Origin of the sequence: Rhodococcus qingshengii JCM 15477 (genome assembly GCF_023221595.1) — a bacterium.
Taxonomy (GTDB): domain Bacteria; phylum Actinomycetota; class Actinomycetes; order Mycobacteriales; family Mycobacteriaceae; genus Rhodococcus_F; species Rhodococcus_F qingshengii.
Map to the genome: position 1 here is coordinate 3,817,579 of NZ_CP096563.1, position 17,025 is coordinate 3,834,603.

At 56.3% G+C, this 17,025-nt stretch carries 16 protein-coding genes and 1 pseudogene; 13 read left to right on the forward strand and 4 right to left on the reverse strand.

What is annotated here, in order from left to right:
- Positions 1-326: 326 nt before the first annotated feature.
- Positions 327-1,088, forward strand: a complete 762-nt coding sequence (locus M0639_RS17310) for a hypothetical protein (RefSeq protein ID WP_064075642.1) — start codon at positions 327-329, stop codon at positions 1,086-1,088.
- A gap of 101 nt (positions 1,089-1,189) precedes the next feature.
- Here M0639_RS17310 and M0639_RS17315 read toward each other — a convergent pair whose 3' ends face one another.
- Entirely contained in the window at positions 1,190-2,008 is an 819-nt protein-coding gene (locus M0639_RS17315; RefSeq protein ID WP_042445132.1) for a helix-turn-helix domain-containing protein, read from the reverse strand.
- A 311-nt stretch (positions 2,009-2,319) separates the two neighbouring features.
- Complete coding sequence (locus M0639_RS17320) at positions 2,320-2,859, reverse strand: TetR/AcrR family transcriptional regulator (RefSeq protein WP_042445134.1); 540 nt, start codon at positions 2,857-2,859, stop codon at positions 2,320-2,322.
- Positions 2,860-3,219: 360 nt separating this feature from the next.
- Between M0639_RS17320 and M0639_RS17325 the strand changes: the two genes are divergently transcribed.
- The 12 genes and pseudogenes from M0639_RS17325 to M0639_RS17375 all read left to right on the forward strand — a co-directional run bounded on the left by M0639_RS17325 (position 3,220) and on the right by M0639_RS17375 (position 15,028).
- Positions 3,220-4,455, forward strand: a complete 1,236-nt coding sequence (locus M0639_RS17325; protein WP_042445141.1) for a cytochrome P450 — start codon at positions 3,220-3,222, stop codon at positions 4,453-4,455.
- 2 nt (positions 4,456-4,457) lie between these two features.
- A complete protein-coding gene (locus tag M0639_RS17330) occupies positions 4,458-5,519 on the forward strand; it encodes a UbiA family prenyltransferase (RefSeq protein WP_080726500.1) in 1,062 nt (353 codons plus the stop codon).
- Positions 5,520-5,532: 13 nt separating this feature from the next.
- Entirely contained in the window at positions 5,533-5,781 is a 249-nt protein-coding gene (locus tag M0639_RS17335) for an acyl carrier protein (protein ID WP_042445145.1), read from the forward strand.
- A 2-nt stretch (positions 5,782-5,783) separates the two neighbouring features.
- Positions 5,784-6,938, forward strand: coding sequence for a beta-ketoacyl synthase N-terminal-like domain-containing protein (locus tag M0639_RS17340; RefSeq protein WP_144245798.1), 1,155 nt, complete (start codon positions 5,784-5,786; stop codon positions 6,936-6,938).
- Complete coding sequence (locus tag M0639_RS17345) at positions 6,935-7,465, forward strand: hypothetical protein (RefSeq protein ID WP_042445148.1); 531 nt, start codon at positions 6,935-6,937, stop codon at positions 7,463-7,465. Before M0639_RS17340 ends, M0639_RS17345 begins: the two co-directional genes overlap by 4 nt.
- A 325-nt stretch (positions 7,466-7,790) precedes the next feature.
- A pseudogene (locus tag M0639_RS35205) lies at positions 7,791-8,399 on the forward strand (AMP-binding protein); the annotation flags it as partial.
- A 678-nt stretch (positions 8,400-9,077) separates the two neighbouring features.
- Complete coding sequence (locus M0639_RS17350) at positions 9,078-9,632, forward strand: hypothetical protein (protein ID WP_248671208.1); 555 nt, start codon at positions 9,078-9,080, stop codon at positions 9,630-9,632.
- Positions 9,629-11,113 carry an MFS transporter gene (locus M0639_RS17355; protein ID WP_064075640.1) on the forward strand — a complete coding sequence of 495 codons (1,485 nt, stop codon included), beginning with the start codon at positions 9,629-9,631 and terminating at the stop codon, positions 11,111-11,113. Before M0639_RS17350 ends, M0639_RS17355 begins: the two co-directional genes overlap by 4 nt.
- On the forward strand, positions 11,103-11,696 hold the full coding sequence (gene idi, locus M0639_RS17360; protein ID WP_042445154.1) for an isopentenyl-diphosphate Delta-isomerase: 594 nt from the start codon (positions 11,103-11,105) through the stop codon (positions 11,694-11,696). Before M0639_RS17355 ends, idi begins: the two co-directional genes overlap by 11 nt.
- Positions 11,693-12,643 carry a polyprenyl synthetase family protein gene (locus tag M0639_RS17365; RefSeq protein ID WP_052416887.1) on the forward strand — a complete coding sequence of 317 codons (951 nt, stop codon included), beginning with the start codon at positions 11,693-11,695 and terminating at the stop codon, positions 12,641-12,643. Before idi ends, M0639_RS17365 begins: the two co-directional genes overlap by 4 nt.
- 232 nt (positions 12,644-12,875) lie before the next feature.
- On the forward strand, positions 12,876-14,153 hold the full coding sequence (locus tag M0639_RS17370) for a hypothetical protein (RefSeq protein WP_156525112.1): 1,278 nt from the start codon (positions 12,876-12,878) through the stop codon (positions 14,151-14,153).
- 458 nt (positions 14,154-14,611) lie between these two features.
- Positions 14,612-15,028: a hypothetical protein gene (locus tag M0639_RS17375; protein ID WP_144245800.1), complete on the forward strand. Its 417-nt coding sequence runs from the start codon at positions 14,612-14,614 to the stop codon at positions 15,026-15,028.
- Positions 15,029-15,270: 242 nt separating this feature from the next.
- Here M0639_RS17375 and M0639_RS35210 read toward each other — a convergent pair whose 3' ends face one another.
- Both M0639_RS35210 and M0639_RS17385 read right to left on the reverse strand, forming a co-directional pair.
- Positions 15,271-15,447: an antitoxin VbhA family protein gene (locus M0639_RS35210; RefSeq protein WP_197486229.1), complete on the reverse strand. Its 177-nt coding sequence runs from the start codon at positions 15,445-15,447 to the stop codon at positions 15,271-15,273.
- 254 nt (positions 15,448-15,701) lie between these two features.
- Positions 15,702-16,625, reverse strand: a complete 924-nt coding sequence (locus M0639_RS17385) for a hypothetical protein (RefSeq protein WP_144245801.1) — start codon at positions 16,623-16,625, stop codon at positions 15,702-15,704.
- Positions 16,626-17,025 lie beyond the last annotated feature (400 nt).

A 17,025-nucleotide genomic window follows, 5' to 3' on the forward strand; every position in this document is an offset into this window, starting at 1 on the left:
CGGAAATTGATCCGTGGGGAGCCCTCGCTTGGTGGGAGACCCCAATTCGCATCGCGGGCACCCAGACTCCGCTTGAGCTTCTGGCTCGTGGGCAACTGACCACCAAGTTGGTCGACAACCTGACCGCGATCCGGCGACAGGCAATGTAGCCCCCGGCCATGGCCAGTTCAGTAACCGCTGTCCAATCACATACGAGAGCTTCATCGTTCGATTGCGACGAAATCTGCCCTAACGGCACTCCATGCATGGGACTTCAAATCTGAAATAACTGTCGAACGGTCTCTCTAATATCAGAGTAAGATACCTGAGAGACAAGGGGTTTCATAATGTCGATTGAACCGATACCGGAATTCGATGCAGACTTTCGGATGGTCTTCGTCAGCGGCTTCTACACGGTCTATGTTCCTGGGCTTGGGATTTCGGCCACTGACTCCGACTCTGACAAAGCGACCGACAAGTTAGTCCGACAGCTGCGGCAGTATGCATACTGGTGGAATCACTCCGACCACCCAACCTCGGAGCATCCGGAGCGGAGCGCAGCACTTGCGGCCCAGGTAGACGGACTGACCGACGAGGAGATCGTCGAGTGGATCAACCGCGAACCGGACCCGTCCAGAACATTTCTCCCGGCACCTGCAGCCTCCACCTATCAGTTCGCCGGCTTTGAGGCCCTCCTCGACGACAACGGCGCGTTTGTGATCGTCGCACCAGATCTCGGCCTCTTGTCGGGTGAACAGACTCTCGCGGAATCCGTCGCAGACCTGACGCACGCCGTGATCGACTACGCGGATGAATGGTTGACCCGACCAGAACTCCGCTCCGCGAGAGGTCACATTTCGAACGAAGACGTTGTCGCAATGATCCGATCGATGAGCTGGCCAGAGGTATATGAGTGGGTGATCGGCGAAATCAGACAGGATGATGCCGTCCAGGGCCTGGCAACTCCCTCGGGATCCGAAGCTGCGCAACAATATCTGCAAAATCCTACATCCGCTCCTGCGGTTCGATCTCCCGGGAATGAATCCCTGAACCCGACCGAGACACCTGATCCCGATAGTCCACCAGACCACCTCCCTCACTTTCGATGATCGCAGCGAGGTACGCACGTTCTTCCTCTGACCAGCCCTTACGCGATGTTGTCATCGGCCTTATCCGGGCCGGCGATCGCTGCATGACGCTTGACTGCGACTCACGCTTGCTCCCCTGTCTCGTGGGCACGACGAACCAGTCCTGACCCGAGCCCTTCCCAGTCGGCGAACGATCTCGCATGGATGCTGTTCGCACGCCTATCTGCTGCGTCTATCTGACCGGCCGAATACATGTCGATCACCGTCTGTATCTCGCCCATCGAACGCACCTTGTCTCCCCCAGCTAAAACACGTCCACGCACACGCGCATTCACCACCGGAGACATATCCAGTAACGTCACTCCCTCCCAGAAGCGTGATCGTCGATTACTACCGCCCCCACTGTCATTGAGTCGTTCTAACGCCAGCCGGGGATCCGATACGTAGATCATCGGCAAGCCGTCCGCACCGGTGACCGCCCAATCGAGGTTGTCAGACTGTTGCAACTCGCGGAGTCTGGAAAAGATCTGGGTCGGAAGCAAAGGACCGCGATACGTCTCTTTGTGCGGTCGATCCAAAATCCTTGCCGCATATCCGGCAGTTCGAAGGATTGTCCTGAACCCTGAGGCATCGTCTGCTGCGGATCCCATCTTCCGCCAGCGGGTAATCCATTCGCGGGCGGCATCACTGAGCTGCACTGTTGCATCCCCCAAGACAAATCGTGCCGCCACCATCGCGGAGTAGTCGCAAATTGGCTGAAAGCCAGCCCGTTCGGCACCGACCGCATACATCAACTGATTGAACACAACGATCGAGACATTCGATTCGCCCAGCTCGGCGCGGCGGATGGTTGATTCGGAGACGCCCGATATCGCTGAAACCTCTCGCTGACTGAAGCCGATATGCGTGCGAGCATCGATGAAGTCTCGTATAGAAGTCACCGTTCGAGCGTATCCGGGAGAAAACTATCCTGACCAGCAATGCCATCGATTGGGCTGTGCCCTAAGCCTGAAGAAATCTTCGTTCCCGGCGGAGTGGGCGACAAGTGTTTAGAGAATTCCGGGCACTTACGAACAGACCAATCGATAGGCAGAAAGGTGCCCTGGCTGAGTCGACCCGGCGAGCGGCTGTGTGGCATTCCCCGATTGAACGCCACACGGCCGCGTCAGCATCCGGCTCATCGATTCACTGCCACGGTCAGAAACCCATCAGTCCATATGTTCCAACTGGGCCAAGCTCACCGTCAACAGAATCATTCACTCGACGCGATAGCCCTCCAAATGATATCCACGTTCGCCTCAATATTGACGGGCTCCTGAGCTTCATCCAGAAGAACCTCAAGGTGAAGTGGCGCCGTCACTAACCCGAGAACCTGCCCTGGATCAATATCTCTCCTGATCTGACCATTCTCTATTCCGCGGTGGATGATCGTACCGGCCGCAGTGAATCGTTTCTGCCAAAACTCCCGCCTCCGTTCGGCCATATCGTCACTGTCGACCGGTTCGATGGCTTGGCGGGCCAGAGATTGTCCAACCGCAGTCCCCATAAAGTCTCTCAGTGTCTGACAGAACTGTATGAGATCTGTTCGAGCATCGCCCGTATCGGGGATCGGGGCATCGTCCTCGACAATGTTGTAGACGGCCTCGGCAAGGATGTTGTTGAGCGTTTGCCAGCGACGGTAGATCGAGGTCGGATGGACATCGGCGAGCTTGCTGATACGAGCAACCGTAACCGAGTCGTAGCCATCCTCGACGATCAGCTTGGCGGCTGCATCGAGCACCGCCGTGGTCACATGCGTTCCTCTGCGTTTAACCAACGGGTTCGTTCTCCTCACTCTCGGGACTTTGGTCCTAGCTTGCTGCGTCAAACAGGGTCAAGCAATGGATTTATTGCAACTCGTGTTGCGATGTGGTTATATCCACAGGCACACAACCAGATTCATACTGAGATTTGTTCTCCATGAACCAAACGGATGGGGCTCGCTTCATGGTCATCTTCTTCGACATCCTCCTCGTCGCTGCTTGCGCTGCAATCGCCTGGTTCGGCTTCTACGTGATTTACCGGCTTGTAACCGATTGAGTTCCTTCGCTTTTCGTCATCGCGGTCTCGCGCGGCAGCGCGACGGCACACATTGATCCACACAGGGGGAAACATGACACACACGGTCGACGATACGGGCGATCTCGCTCTCGCAGTCAATCCTTTCGATCCAACCTTCAAGGCAGACCCATACCCGGTCTACGCAAGATTGCGCACGGAGCTTCCAATACATCGCTCAGCTCTGGGCGCCTGGATCGTTGCTGACTACACGTCGTGCGACAAGGTGCTTCGAAGCAGATTATTCGGCAAGGATTTTGCCAACTCCACCTTCTTCGACCATCTGACGTCGATGATGGGCGAAGACATGCCACCATTCCTTGGTCTTGGCATCGACGGCGACGCCCGTCCTTTCATGCTCACAGATCCGCCCGAACACACCCGGCTCCGGGGCCTCGTCTCCGATGCCTTCACCCGCAGTACCACGACTTCCATGGACGACATCGTCCTATCCGCGGCCTCATCAGCGGTTCGGCATCTCGAACACTGCACTGACGCCGTTTCCGAGGTTGCGGAACCGTTTCCTGTAGAGGTACTTTCGTCAATATTGGGTATTCCGGACAAAGATCGCGGGCGATTCTCCGAATGGTCGAATCTTGTGGCCGGCGTACTTGATATCAACTTCGCGATTCCAAAAGAAGTCGCCGATCGCCGCTCTGCCGCAATCGAAGAATCGATCGATTACTTCCGAACTCTCGCAACATCCGGCAATGCGCCCGAGGGGCTTGTCCGGCGACTGTCCGAAGTCAGTCACGGCGGTGACCAGCTCAGCGTTGACGAGATCGCCGCGACATGCCTCCTCATCACGGTCGCCGGACAAGAAACCACCTCCAACACGATCGGCAACATGCTGATCACTTTCTCCCGTCATGCGGATCAGTTCGAACAGGTACGCGCCAACCCACAGTTCATTGAGAATGCAGTGGCTGAGGTGCTCCGTTTTGAGCCTCCGGCGCACGAAGCTGGGCGAATCGCATTGGAGGACTGCGAGGTAAGTGGCGCAAATATCACTAAGGGTGACGCCGTCATGGTCCTTCTTGCCTCCGGAAATCGAGAAGCAGTCGAGCGCGGAGACACATTCTCAGTCACGCGCCCTGATGTGTCTTCACTTTCTTACGGGCGTGGGATCCATCACTGCCTCGGCTCGGCACTGGCAAACTCGATGCTTCAGCACTTTCTACGCGAACTATCGCAACGGTACCGCTCCATCGAAGTTGCAGAGCCAATCAATTACAAGCCTGGCATGGGGTTACGCGGTCCAGAGACACTTTCCGTAGCGGTAAGCCGATAGCAATGTCCGCACCGCTGGCGAGTCGCGCTTCCCGGTTCGTCAGAACCGGATCGCCCCGATTCTCTGCCCTGTATATTGCCGGGTTCCTTTCCGGCAGCTTCTTTGTCGCGCACGAAGCGCCACCACATCTTCTGTTGTGGATTATCTACTGGATTACGTTCTGCGTCTCCGTAGAATGGCTCAACCGACTGGTAGATCTTCCCGCTGATCGAATTAATCAACCGCTGCGTACACGATGGGCGTTGAGTTTCGGGACTCGTGGTCTGCGTCGAGCAACATTCGTAGCGTGGTTATCGGTCGTGCTCCTTTCGACAGCAATGGTGGCACTGAGCCCTAGCGACGCACCGTCGAAGACTGCCCTAGCTGTCGTTCTGGTCGCCAATATCACTATTGGTATCGGTTATTCGTTCGGCAGGGTGACTAAACGATATCCGGGTGCCACGATCGCACTATTGACTGCAACGCTCGTCATGCCGTGGGTGACTGGCATCGCTGCCGGCAACGGAACGCTTTCCTCTGAGCAGTGGCGGGTAGCGGTCGCAGTCGCGGTATTGCTGGCGACGGTCTCAGTGATAATCGCTGGGGCAAAAGACCTCACAGATCGCCGCGGTGACACCTTGATCGGCTACCGCTCGGTCTGGCTAACCGCTGTGGAGAACGGCGCGGGGCGAACTGTTCTCATCACGGCCCTTGTGCAGTTCACGGTCGGGGCAATCACTGTCACCCAAGTTGGACTGTCCGTATTTCTCGCATGTTCCATCATCGCAGCAGGCGAGGTGAGCGTCATTCTCGGTGTACGGCGCGCTCGTACCCGGGCCGACGCAATCGCGGTCCGCGAGCACGTTTACCTGGTCACAATGGCGTCCGTGGTGAGCATCGGCATTGCAGTGAACCCGTCCTTGCAGTTTGCTCTCGTCGCGGGTGTCTGCGTTATCGCGTGGGTCCTGATGTCACTTCTGGCGCACTGGAACAAGCACCTGTCCCGCAAGTCCGCGTCTCGTATGTCGGCGCTTCTGTGGCCTCGCCATTCCCTAACCAACGACTCCGTCGATTCCCTCGCTTGATGAAAGGATCACCATGACGATTGACGATGAGCTCCGAGCGATCGTAGCGAAAACCACGGGTCTGCAAGCCAGTGATCTTGCCGACGAGGACCATGTCCACGACCATCTCGGGCTCTCTTCGCTCGATCTAATCGCAGTCTACGGATACTTCGAGGACAAGTACGAGATCTCTATATCCGACAGTGAGGCGGATGAAGTCCTCACACTGCTTCAGTTGCAGCAACTGATCCAATCCAAGGCCGCGGCAGGCTCGCAGTGTTAAGTTTGGCGTCGAAGATCACCTATGCAGAATGCCGGACTTCGGAATGCGATAGTCGCGACACACTCTGGAAGAGAATGCTTTTCGGCGATGCTATCGAGGCGAGCCGAATTCCCGGGATCGGACATGACAGCGACTATCGCGCTTATGCACTCGCCTGCGAGGCACAGGGCGATCAGTATCTGTTCGAGTCCTTATTGCAAGAGGCATTGGGTCCGATCCGTAACAGGATCGTCGCTGCGGACGAAGATGTGGAACGTAATCGGCCTGTAGTTCTCCTGTCCACGGTCATGGGCTCTCGCCCCGACCATGACCGCAGCGACCCGATTTCGGCAGCTGAGGGAGTGCGGGCTGCCCTTGACTCTGATACCGCAGCAGTGGCGACGTTCCTCGGCGGACATGTCGACGTGATTGGAATCGGATCAGGCTGTGCCGCCGGAACTACCGTCATCGGGCTCGCGCAGTCGCTCGTCTCATCTGGGCGCGCGGATATGGTCATATGCCTTGGTGCGGAGGTTCTTTCTTATGAAGTGCTGACCCTTTTCCTGGCCCTAGGTGGATTGAGCGATGATGACATGGTTCGCCCATTCGACGCCGACCGGCGAGGAATGATGCCTGGCGAGGGGTTCGGTGTTGTCGTCGTTGAACCCCCAGAATTTGCGAAAGCACCACTCGCAAGCATTGCCGGGTATGGAGAAGCGTGCGACGGATGGAACCTCGTCGCCCCTTCGCCTACCGCGACGGGGCTTTCCATCGCAATCACAGATGCACTCGCGTCCGCTTCGATCACGGTCGATGATGTTGGGTGGATCTGCGCCCATGGCACAGGAACTCGCGCCAATGACGCACTCGAAGCTAGTGCGTACGACCGAATATTCTCCGCGCGGCACGATCGCGTACCAGTGGTATCGATCAAAGGAACAACAGGACATTGTCAGGGCGCGGCAGGGGTGATCGAAACCGTCGTCGCAGTCACCTCGCTTCGAGAAGGTGTTGTCCCTCCCAATAAGACCATCTCCACCCTGGAGAGCGGTATTGAGGAGCTTGCCCACGTGCAAGTTCCCTGCTCTGCTGTACCGCTCGCTGGCAATAACTATGTGCTGTCAACCTCATTCGGTTTCGGCGGGTCTGTAGCAGCGGTCGTAATAGGAGCACCATGAACGTCACCACAATCGCGCAAGTTCCGATTGCTGCCATCGGGTACGTCACTGCAGTGACCGACCCGGACAGTGACTGTGTGAACATTGAAGTGGAGCCGTACGGAGACTTTGCGTCTGTGTGCGAATTACCTGATCGCACTGAGCAATCGGTCGCAGCACTTGCAGTCAGAACGGCTCTCAGTGTTGTCGACACGTCTGGGCTCCGCGTAGGAGCTGTGTGGGCATCCTCGACATCGGGTTCCGATCACTATCTCAATGTAATTAGCAGACTTGGCGCCTCGCGCAAACGATCGATCGCCGCGTCCGGTCCTGTGAGCGGGGCCAATGGCATTCTGGCTTACTTGGCGACCGAACATGCGATGACGGGTCCTTGTCTGTCGATCTTCGGACCGTTCCACGACCACCATGTGTGGTTCGCACACCAGTACTTACGAAGTTCGACCACCGACATCATGCTGTCTGGCTACAGCTATTCAACAGAAAGCCAGGTCGTCGCCGCTGTCTCAGTACTTGCGGTGTCTGAATGAGCAATATGTCGTCGATGGGAAACTCCAATCAGAGAAGCCAAGGATGACTGAATCCCGCTCCCAAACAATTGATCTCGCTCTATGGCTATGGTCATTGCCCACAGTCCCGACATCCAACTCGGCGATCCTGTACGTCGACGAGTGTGAACGTGAAATCTCAGCTGGCGAGTTCGTCGCGAGAGTCGATCAGTGGCAGCTCACCCTTTCCTCCACCGGTATAAAGAACGGTGATCTCGTCTTATGCGCCGCGCACACCACCATGGCGTGGATCGAAGCACTGTGCGGGCTGTGGAGGTGCGGTGCGGTGCCCATCGTCGGCCGGCCTATGGCGGAGGGGAAGCTGTCGACGCTCGCGGAATCGATTGACGCGGCCGCAACGCTTCAACTCACGGACGGCAATCCCGACATCCGTTACATCGGGGACGGTCAGATTTCGCCGCTCGATCGAGACCGCCGTCTGAAGTTCGGGCAATTAACGTCCGGGAGTACAGGGAAGCCGAAAGTAGTTGGCCACTACGAGAGCGGCCTCCGTGCTTTTGCCGAGACCATCCCCGCACTGTACGGCGCAACACCGGATAGCCGTATTCTGACCGCTGCAGACCTGAGCTTCGGGTACGGATTTGGAAACTCGGTCCTGATTCCATTGCTCACCGGCACGACGGCAGTGCTTTGGAATCAGCCAACAGCGACCGATGAGTTGATATCGACACTCGTCGCACACAAGATTGACATTGCTGCACTGTCACCGCGAATTTGGGCAGCCATTGCACGGCGATCTCGAAACACAGCCGCCAACCATGACCTCGCTGGACTTTCGACCGCAGTTTCTGCAGGTGAACCTTTGCCCGACAATCTGCGGCAAGAGCTCGAAGCCCACATCGGTGGTCAAGTCATCGACGGATACGGCGCGACCGAAGTTCTACACATAGTTGCGACGCGACGCTCGACCGATGCGGGGTTTACCGCCCTGCCCACCACAACTCTCGCTACCGCGACCGACCCAGGTGGATCCGACCGTCCCCTACTCACCATCGAGGGGCCGATGGCTTCTTCTCGGTACCTCGTCGCCCCAGAATCGGACCATGCACACCTCCAACAGAACACGTTTATCAGTGGCGACGCAGTCCAGCCATCGGGACGAGGGTTCGCCATACTGGGCCGCGCTGACGACTTACTGAATCGTGGCGGGATACTCTTCTCCCCTGTTGAGGTCGAAAATGCTGCAAGAGAAGTGCTTTCCATCGAGACTGTAGTCGCAGAGATCACTCTCGATGGAGTATCGGCGCCTCGTCTCGTAATGGGAGTCGCAGACAACGACGCCAACGAACCGGTCACAAATCTGAGCAAAGCAACCCGCAGTGCCTTGTCTACTGCGCTCGATTCCCACTTGGTTCCAGATATTTGTGTCTCTGTGCCTCGAATTCCTCTCACCAGTACCGGCAAGATCGATCGTGGTGCTTGCCATCGCTTGTTGGCGCGCCGCGTCGGTTCTCGCCTGCGGTGGCGGGACCTCTCTTCACGATTTGACTCGACTCTGGTTGTCCTGCCCTGCGCGGGCACAAGCGCGGAACCATATGCCGGTCTCGCGGACCATCTGGAGATGAGGGTCGCAGTGATCGAATACGACTTACAGCAACTGTCCGACCTGGACAGAGTCGCACGAACGATCACCGAGTACGTGCTGTCGGAAACACAGGCCGGAGATATCTTGCTCGGCCACAGCCTCGGAGTTGCATTGCTCGGTCTAGCCCAGGACAAGTATCCCGATCACTTTGCCGATCGAATCGTTATCGCCTGCGCGCCGCCCCCAGTCACGCTTACCTCCGTCCATCAAGAACAATTGATACAACATACCGAGCACATGCTGATGTCCCGACTCATCGCATCTCCCGCTGCTCTGAACAGGGCGCGCCGCCGCGTTGCGAACGACCTGACACTCGCTTCTTCCTTGATGACCGAACTGCGAAAACCTCTGACCAACATGCAGACTCATCTAGAAATCACCATGGAAGACGATCCGATTTCAACCGTGGCCCCGGTCACGATGTGTCACCGCCACCAGATCGTCAGTCGCGGTGGCCATTACCTCCCGATCACAGACCCTGCAAAAGCTGCGGCCCTCATCGCTCACGCACCTACTCCTGCCATGAAGGAGAACGCATCATGACAACGCAACCAGCTTCCAGAACCCCCGAATTGTCAAAGACTGATCCGGGGCCACGACCGGTAGCAGCAGGAGTTGCAATCCTGGTCGCGACGTTCTTTCTCATTCTTGATCTGACCGTCATCAATGTGGCGTTTGAACCGCTGCAAAATGACCTCGGCGCCACCTTCACCGATCTGCAATGGATACTCGACTCCTACGCCACCGCGATGGCCGGCGTGCTGCTCTTCTTCGGAGTATGCGCCGACCGATTCGGTCCTCGGACCGTGATGATCACTGGCGCAGCAATATTCGCGGTGGCATCAACCTTCGCAGCACTCTCGACCAGCGTGCTGCCTTTGATCGTTTCCCGCGGGTGCCAGGGCATAGGCGCCGCTGCCCTACTCGCCTCAATTCCAGTTCTGATCGTTCAAAACTTTGCCCAGGACAAACGAACGATCGGGTTCGGCATCTTCGGCGGCGCTTCTGGTATCGCACTTGCCGCTGGGCCGATCATTGGTGGCGTGTTGCTGAGTTGGAGTTGGCAATGGATCTTCTGGATCAATGTGCCTGCCATGATACTCGTTGCTGCCGTGCTGATTCCGTGCAAGTCGAGCGGAGACCCTCAACAGCCGGTTGCTCGAAGACTGCTGTCCGCAACGGTACTGGGTATATCGATGTTCTCCCTCGTATTCGTTCTCACGCATGCCTATGACATGGGACTTACACACCCATGGATTCTCACAGGGATCGTCGTCACACTTTCGGTCTTCGCAGCGTTCGTCGTGATGCAACGACAGCCCACAATGCGACTGCTCGACCTGGGCCTCTTTCGTAACCCGACATTCGTCGGCATCAACATCGTGACACTGCTTGTGTACCTTGCCGTCTTTCCACTCATCCTGATCTCTGTCTTGTACTTCGAAATCATCAACGGTCTCGATCCGATCGCAACCGGGCTCAGACTGATGGTGCTCACTGGTGCGCTTCTCGTCGGGTCGATCCTGGCGATGCCACTGCAAACCGCGCTCGGTCGCAAGAATGCAGTCACGCTGTCACTCGTGATGCTCGCGGCTGGGTTAGCTCTACTGCGACTTCTCGCCCCCGACAGCACGTGGACGATTCTCATCGCAGGATTTGTCGTCGCCGGCGTCGGGTTGGGGATATTCAGCCCCCTGCGGGCCGAAGGCACCGCAGCATTGGTCCCCGAAGAAACCACGGGCATGGCTTCAGGAACAGGAAATACACTCCAAGAACTCGGCGTAGCTTGCGGCGTCGCATTCCTTGGATCCGTTTTCCTGCATCGCCTCAACTCGTCGTTGGGCGTAGACATCGATCAAATGCAGGCAACCGCCGAGGCCGATCCTTCGAACAGTCTCGCCCTCGCCACGGCGTTCGTCGAAGCATGGGATCTCGTCGTGACACTCTCGGCGGCTGTTGTAGTCGTCGCACTTGTCGTGTGGCTCGTATCGGCAAAGGAGAGGTTGTTTCGCTATGACGCTTGAGCCTGATTTGGACATACGCCGCCACGTTCGCCTAGTCGACGACGCCAGCTCGGACCTGGGAATCGTGGACAAACTTCATGCCCACAAGGATGGAGGCGTCCGGCATCGTGCGTTCTCAGTCTTCATGTTCAGTCTTGACCGCCGTCTCCTGCTGCAGCAACGGGCTGCGACGAAGTACCATTGGCCGCTCGTTTGGTCGAATTCATGTTGCGGACATCCACTTTCGAAGTCTTCCGTTCTGGGAGATGCCGCACTTCGATTGCAGCAGGAACTGAACGTGCAGGCCATCGATCTCACCGAGGCAGGCACCGTCGAGTACCGATTCGATGACTCTGCGTCCGACCTCACTGAGTGGGAACTCAACCATGTGCTCTTCGGCACCATCGGAAGCACAGTTGCACCCAACCCTGATGAAGTCGCAGCGACCGAACTGGTCACCCCGCAACAGTTGCGGGAGGCATGCGCCGGTCGGAACGTGTCAGCTTGGTTTTCGACTGTGCTGGATACCCTCCTCACTAGCGAGGTGTTTCTGGAATCCAAATTCTCATCGGAATGGCAACCAACGCAAGGAGATAGGCAATGATTGTCGATACCCAATCATTCTTGGCGAAGGTCGAAGACTCGATGTGCTTGGCGCTGTCGCCGGAAAGCAAGTCCTCTGTATACCCTCAGGCAACGGTAGATCCATCTAACCTCGCGCTACGCCTCGTCCGTGCGGGAGGGAAGCGTTTCCGCGCAATGCTCGTTCTCGAAGGAATGCGCTTAACCGGAATTCGAGATGAGTGGGACTATCAACGTGGAGTTCAATTGGCGGCCGCGGTTGAATTGTTGCATCTCTTCGGTTTGCTGCAGGACGACGTAATGGACGACGCCGACCTGCGACGAGGGATTTCGACCGCATCGCGTTTCGTCGAGGCCGAGCTTGTCGCTCAGGGCGCCTCGAAAGTTAACCTTCGCCGCCACAGCGATGCGCTGGCTGTACTTGCCGGCGACCTATGCCTGTCTACCGCCGATGACCTCGTCCGTCGCGAAACCGGCAAAATCGACCAATTGTGGTCGAGGATGCGACGAGAGATGATCATCGGGCAATTCGGCGATGTCTACGCCACAGCAACAGGCGAGACAGACCCCGCCACGCTGCAATCCATCGCGAACCTCAAGTCTGGACGATATTCCGTCTTCCTCCCACTTGCGCTGGGACTCTTGGTCATTGACCGTGACGCGGATCTGAGCAAGGTCGAGGACGCCTCTGAACACTTCGGCCTCGCGTTCCAACTCGCGGACGACCTCCGAGATCAGCAAGCATCGGAAGTTACGGGCAAAGACCACGGCTTGGACATTGCAAACAACAAAAGAACTACGGCGGGATTAAGCGCGGAATTCTCCACCTCTTTCGAGACCCCGCCCGCAAAGAATCGGGCCATCAAAGAACTCCTCAATTCTGGATTTGAAACATTACGTATCAATCTGTATCCGCGTGAATCCTTGCGAGACCTGGAAGAAGCCCTTCAAACAGCAACCCGCCTCTAGTCGCTGCGGGTATAAATTTGTCGACGCGATGAAGAGAATACTGAACTAACCAACCGGAGAATTTACATCTGCCGATGATTCGGAAAATCAGATGACTCGATTGTAAATGGTTTGCCAGTAAACATTTTCACCTTAGCCTCAACAGCAATTTCTCCTACCTCGGCAAAATCTCGAGCAGCGCGGCTACCAATTCCGGTCATCCAATCACCGATAACACGACAGGTTTTCTTTCATGGCTGATCTATCTGAAAGTGTTTCCCGAAACCAAAGTTCGCCATTGACGGGTACGATACTTACAACCATTCTACTGCTGTCTGCGCTTATCTACTCCTTCTTTAAGTTCCGGAATGCAGCGATCTGCATAAAATGGGGGCAGAGGTTCGCTAGTCTACGAGATGCTCTAGCCGGACTCGGAATCGCCGTGGTCTTATTCATCAGCTTCTTGTCGTTGGTAGCGGGCATCGAACTCTCGCGTACGGGAAGTAATTTCGCAGCAATTCTTGCAATTGCAATACTTTGCGCCAGTCTCATCTTGCATTTGCTTACAAAATCCGTAGTAATACAAAACCAACCAACACGCAGCCCCTTGAAAAACTCGGCACTGAACTTGCTTGGGCGTAGTATATTGCCAGCAACAGAAGCACTCACCGACGAGATACGTCATTCTATTTCAAACATTCTTCAATTTCTCATTGGGGACTGGTTGACCGGTCGATGGCAACGAAGGGTCCTTCTCCCGATTGCCGGGGTAGGCACGGCCATCCTGGCGGTCGCGGCAGGAATCCAGACCATCGTTACACCTGAACTCGATGGCATGAACGCTGGCAGCGTATTAACCATATTTGGCATATCGATTGTTTTCGCGATCAGCGTCCCTGCCACTTCAACATGGGTGGTGCTTGCGCTCGCAACCGGACGGCCCCGCGTATTCGCCAGCCTGAAACGCCTTGGAGAGTGCGCCGGCGCTGGGACCGCAGGCGGTCTTTTTGTGGGCTGCCTGTCATTTTACTACCTACACTTCATTGCGACATCGGCTGTCCCGAGCAGTCAAGCCACAGTTGCAGCATTCGTCAATCTGTCGATCTTGGGTGCGGTGATCGGATACGTCGCCGGCCTTTTTATAGTCCTATTCGATATTGTCAGTTCCACAAATGTTCCGATTCTTGGCACTCTTGCTGTCCCAACACTGCTCAGCATCGCGACCCTGGTCACCAATTCGGTGGCGTCGCCGAAATCTGTGTTGACTCAACTTATCGAAGGACTCGAATACACTGACATAAAATCCGAGTGGGCGCGCCAGCTTGTGGTCGCAAAGACGGATGTTTTGACAGACTTCATTACGGACGGATGGTATACAGCAAGTATCTTTATAATTTCAGGGATCTTTGCTATAACGAACCTCAGACAGCTCTATCCGTCCAACCGAGATCGATCGATCGAAAACCAAATTGAGAGAGTTCCGATGGAATCATCGGACCACAGCCGATACGATACCAAGCCTGGAGGGTGAGCGCGTTCATGGTCAACGACTGCGTGGTAGCCGTCATGTGCGCCGCACGGCTCAAACATCCCTGATCTACGTCGACCGGTCTATATTATTTGATACTCCGATGAAACGAATCGTCGCAGTGCGCGCTATCCCATAGGCTTTGCTGGAGTGTCGCCTGGTACGAAATCGGCAAGACATTTGAGCCTCAGATCAAGGAGTTTCAATTCCGCGCCGACCTACTTGGTTCTTCCCAGGTCACGAAAACCGATCCGCTAGACGGCATGTGGGTCGACCCGTTTCGGACCTGGGCCTCGCTTGAAAGACCAGGCAGCCAGTAAATCTCGAAAGATCGAATCGAACCACGACAGCACACGCATTACTGCGCCCCTCAGTCGATTTTGACGCCCAACTGAGCTCGATCGCGATATCTTAGCGCTTCGACTAGATCTTGACGTCCAAAAGCGCACTGAGACGCTCCAATGGCCTTTCCTTCAAATAATTCCGGCGACATTCATACTTCCAGAACTCCAGGGCGAGTGATGAAAACTGAAATCTCCGAGTTGACCGCCCTCTCGCAGGGACTCTGTGTGCTGCAAACAACTTCGGGCGCCGGCCTCGTTGACTATTCGGTGGACACCACTGAGCGGCGACTAGCCATGACCGCCGCCGAGGCGGATGGCAACGCTCCCATCACCGTCTGGTTCGAGCTCGACGGTATTTCCGAATGTACCGTCGGTCAACCCGCGCAATTCGTGGTGAAAAGAGAGAACTATTTCGTACCTCTTCTGTCCGGCCCGGTGACGTCGATCCATCCATATCTGCTTGTCATCGACGCGAATGCCGGTCCCTGCATACGATCGGCGCCGGCGAGGTCGTGGATCTGCGTCGGCTTGTAGCTGAGGTCGACGCTTCCCTGACGGAGGTCGACATTGCAGGAGGCCAGGCAAGTGCCGTACTTGTTCCGTTGAGCCAGTGGAAAACTACACAGGAGATTGCTGGCTTGATGACGAGTCCCCCACGCATCCGCGCGCGCTGGCTCGGATCGAACGTCTCGAGATGCCGCCAGGCGACGATCGTCATCGCGGAGAGTCGCCCTGAGGTACTGCGCTGCGAGTGCGGTGAGTCAGCCTCGGGCCTGTCAGTCTTCGACCCGGTATTCTTTGCGGAGCCTCCGCACGACTTCCTCTACAGTAGCGCGGCCGAGGACAATCTCCACGAGGTCATCCAGCAGCGCATCAGAAATATGACCTCCCGATAGTCGCGTGGAGTGCATCGCACGAGTAGCCCTATCGAATCTTTCAGCCATCGATGTCATACGCGCTCCAACTGTCGAATCAATCACATCAATAGACAAAGATCGGTGCGACTATTCAGTATACCGAATGCTTGACGGAAAAACTGCTCACACAAAATATGCACCTAAACTGAGTTTTTTCGAAATAAGAAGAAGGGCTTCCATAAATGAAATTATGGTCGTCGACGTGAGATGGAGGGTGCCGAATAGGATCAGCAACCGAATGCCACAGCGATGCCGACTTGAATCACACGAGTGTGCGGCATGAACAGAGTTCACACAGTGGTCGATTTTATATGCATCTGCTCAATCAGCCTTCTCAGTTCCGGGTGATCGAAAACGTCTGCTGGCTTGAGTGCCCTTGCCACGTTGAGGCAGCTACCGATCTCGGACGCGGGCGGGAGTTGCCTCTTGATGTTGACCACGATGGACCTGTACCTACTTGGCACCGACCAATTTAGGTCGTCGACCAGGTAGCCGGGAATCGAACCGACGGTCGCAGTCAAGGGATCAACCCCGACCCGTCTGACGGCGTAGTCAATCCAGCCTCTGCGATTGAGTTCATTCTCTGTCGCCCATGCAGGATTCTTCTTGGCTAACCGCAGCTGCATTTTCTGGAAGGCGGACTCAACATCTGGGGCACCTTCCCTCGCCGCCTTCGCTATCGAGATGAGCGCCCTCATGCTGCCAAGAAGCCGAGTTCCCGGATGCCCAACTGGAAGATAGACACCCATCTGCCAAGCTGGATACGCGCAATTGGAACGCTCTTCTGCCACCGCGGCGAGGACTGCTTCCGACCAGACTTGATTCCAAGCATCGAGAAGGTCGGAGACCTGAGTTGCCGCGTCGATCCATCGCTGCCATTGCTGCCCATCAGGTGTCTGCCTGAACATCGCCCAGTTCGCATTGACTTGCGATTCCAATTGGGCCTGGTGCTGCCTGGCCGCCTGTCTCTGAGCCTGCTGTGCGGCCTGTTGCGCGCTTACGGCTTGCGAACGAGCTTGCTGCTGGCGCTGATTCGCCTCGTCAACTTCTCGCGCCTCTCGTTTCTTCGCCAATCGCGCAATCTCCGCATTCGCTGCGGCATTCTCGCGGGCACGACGTTGTCCATCCTTCGCTGCCTTCTGGGCGGCACGGGTCTGCTCTTCGGCCTCGTAAAGCATCCGGTCTTGCCACGTCGGTCCGTCGAACAACCCCACATTGCCCCCTTCATTGCATACCGCAGATACCAATTGGCTACGTTTTTGAACGAACGTCGCTGGTGAGTTAGCGGGATGATTCGTACCCGGCAACTCTCCTGGACCGTACCAGTGTGCTGGCACGCACATCCGCGTCGATCACATTGTCGATGGTCCAAACAATCTCACAATTCTCAGAAGAAGGGGTCGTGCAGTCCCCTAAGTCATCGAGAATGAACCGAACAAAGTTCAGAGGCCGATCAGGAAACCACTGGTAAGCCCCACCGCTTGAACAGCACTTTTTGCTGACCGACACAGGTTTGAGACTTTTGCAATATCTCTTCGTAGGAACGAGAGATGCCTCCACGCTGGGACGAGGGAGGTCACCGCCCGCTTGTGTCACCTAGAAACAACCTGCATT

Coding starts and splice junctions, on each gene's coding strand:
- M0639_RS17310 (WP_064075642.1), top strand. CDS start 327: ATGTCGATTGAACCGATACCGGAATTCGATGCAGACTTTCGGATGGTC.
- M0639_RS17325 (WP_042445141.1), top strand. CDS start 3,220: ATGACACACACGGTCGACGATACGGGCGATCTCGCTCTCGCAGTCAAT.
- M0639_RS17330 (WP_080726500.1), top strand. CDS start 4,458: ATGTCCGCACCGCTGGCGAGTCGCGCTTCCCGGTTCGTCAGAACCGGA.
- M0639_RS17335 (WP_042445145.1), top strand. CDS start 5,533: ATGACGATTGACGATGAGCTCCGAGCGATCGTAGCGAAAACCACGGGT.
- M0639_RS17345 (WP_042445148.1), top strand. CDS start 6,935: ATGAACGTCACCACAATCGCGCAAGTTCCGATTGCTGCCATCGGGTAC.
- M0639_RS17355 (WP_064075640.1), top strand. CDS start 9,629: ATGACAACGCAACCAGCTTCCAGAACCCCCGAATTGTCAAAGACTGAT.
- idi (WP_042445154.1), top strand. CDS start 11,103: ATGACGCTTGAGCCTGATTTGGACATACGCCGCCACGTTCGCCTAGTC.
- M0639_RS17365 (WP_052416887.1), top strand. CDS start 11,693: ATGATTGTCGATACCCAATCATTCTTGGCGAAGGTCGAAGACTCGATG.
- M0639_RS17370 (WP_156525112.1), top strand. CDS start 12,876: ATGGCTGATCTATCTGAAAGTGTTTCCCGAAACCAAAGTTCGCCATTG.
- M0639_RS17375 (WP_144245800.1), top strand. CDS start 14,612: ATGGCCTTTCCTTCAAATAATTCCGGCGACATTCATACTTCCAGAACT.
- M0639_RS35210 (WP_197486229.1), bottom strand. CDS start 15,447: ATGACATCGATGGCTGAAAGATTCGATAGGGCTACTCGTGCGATGCAC.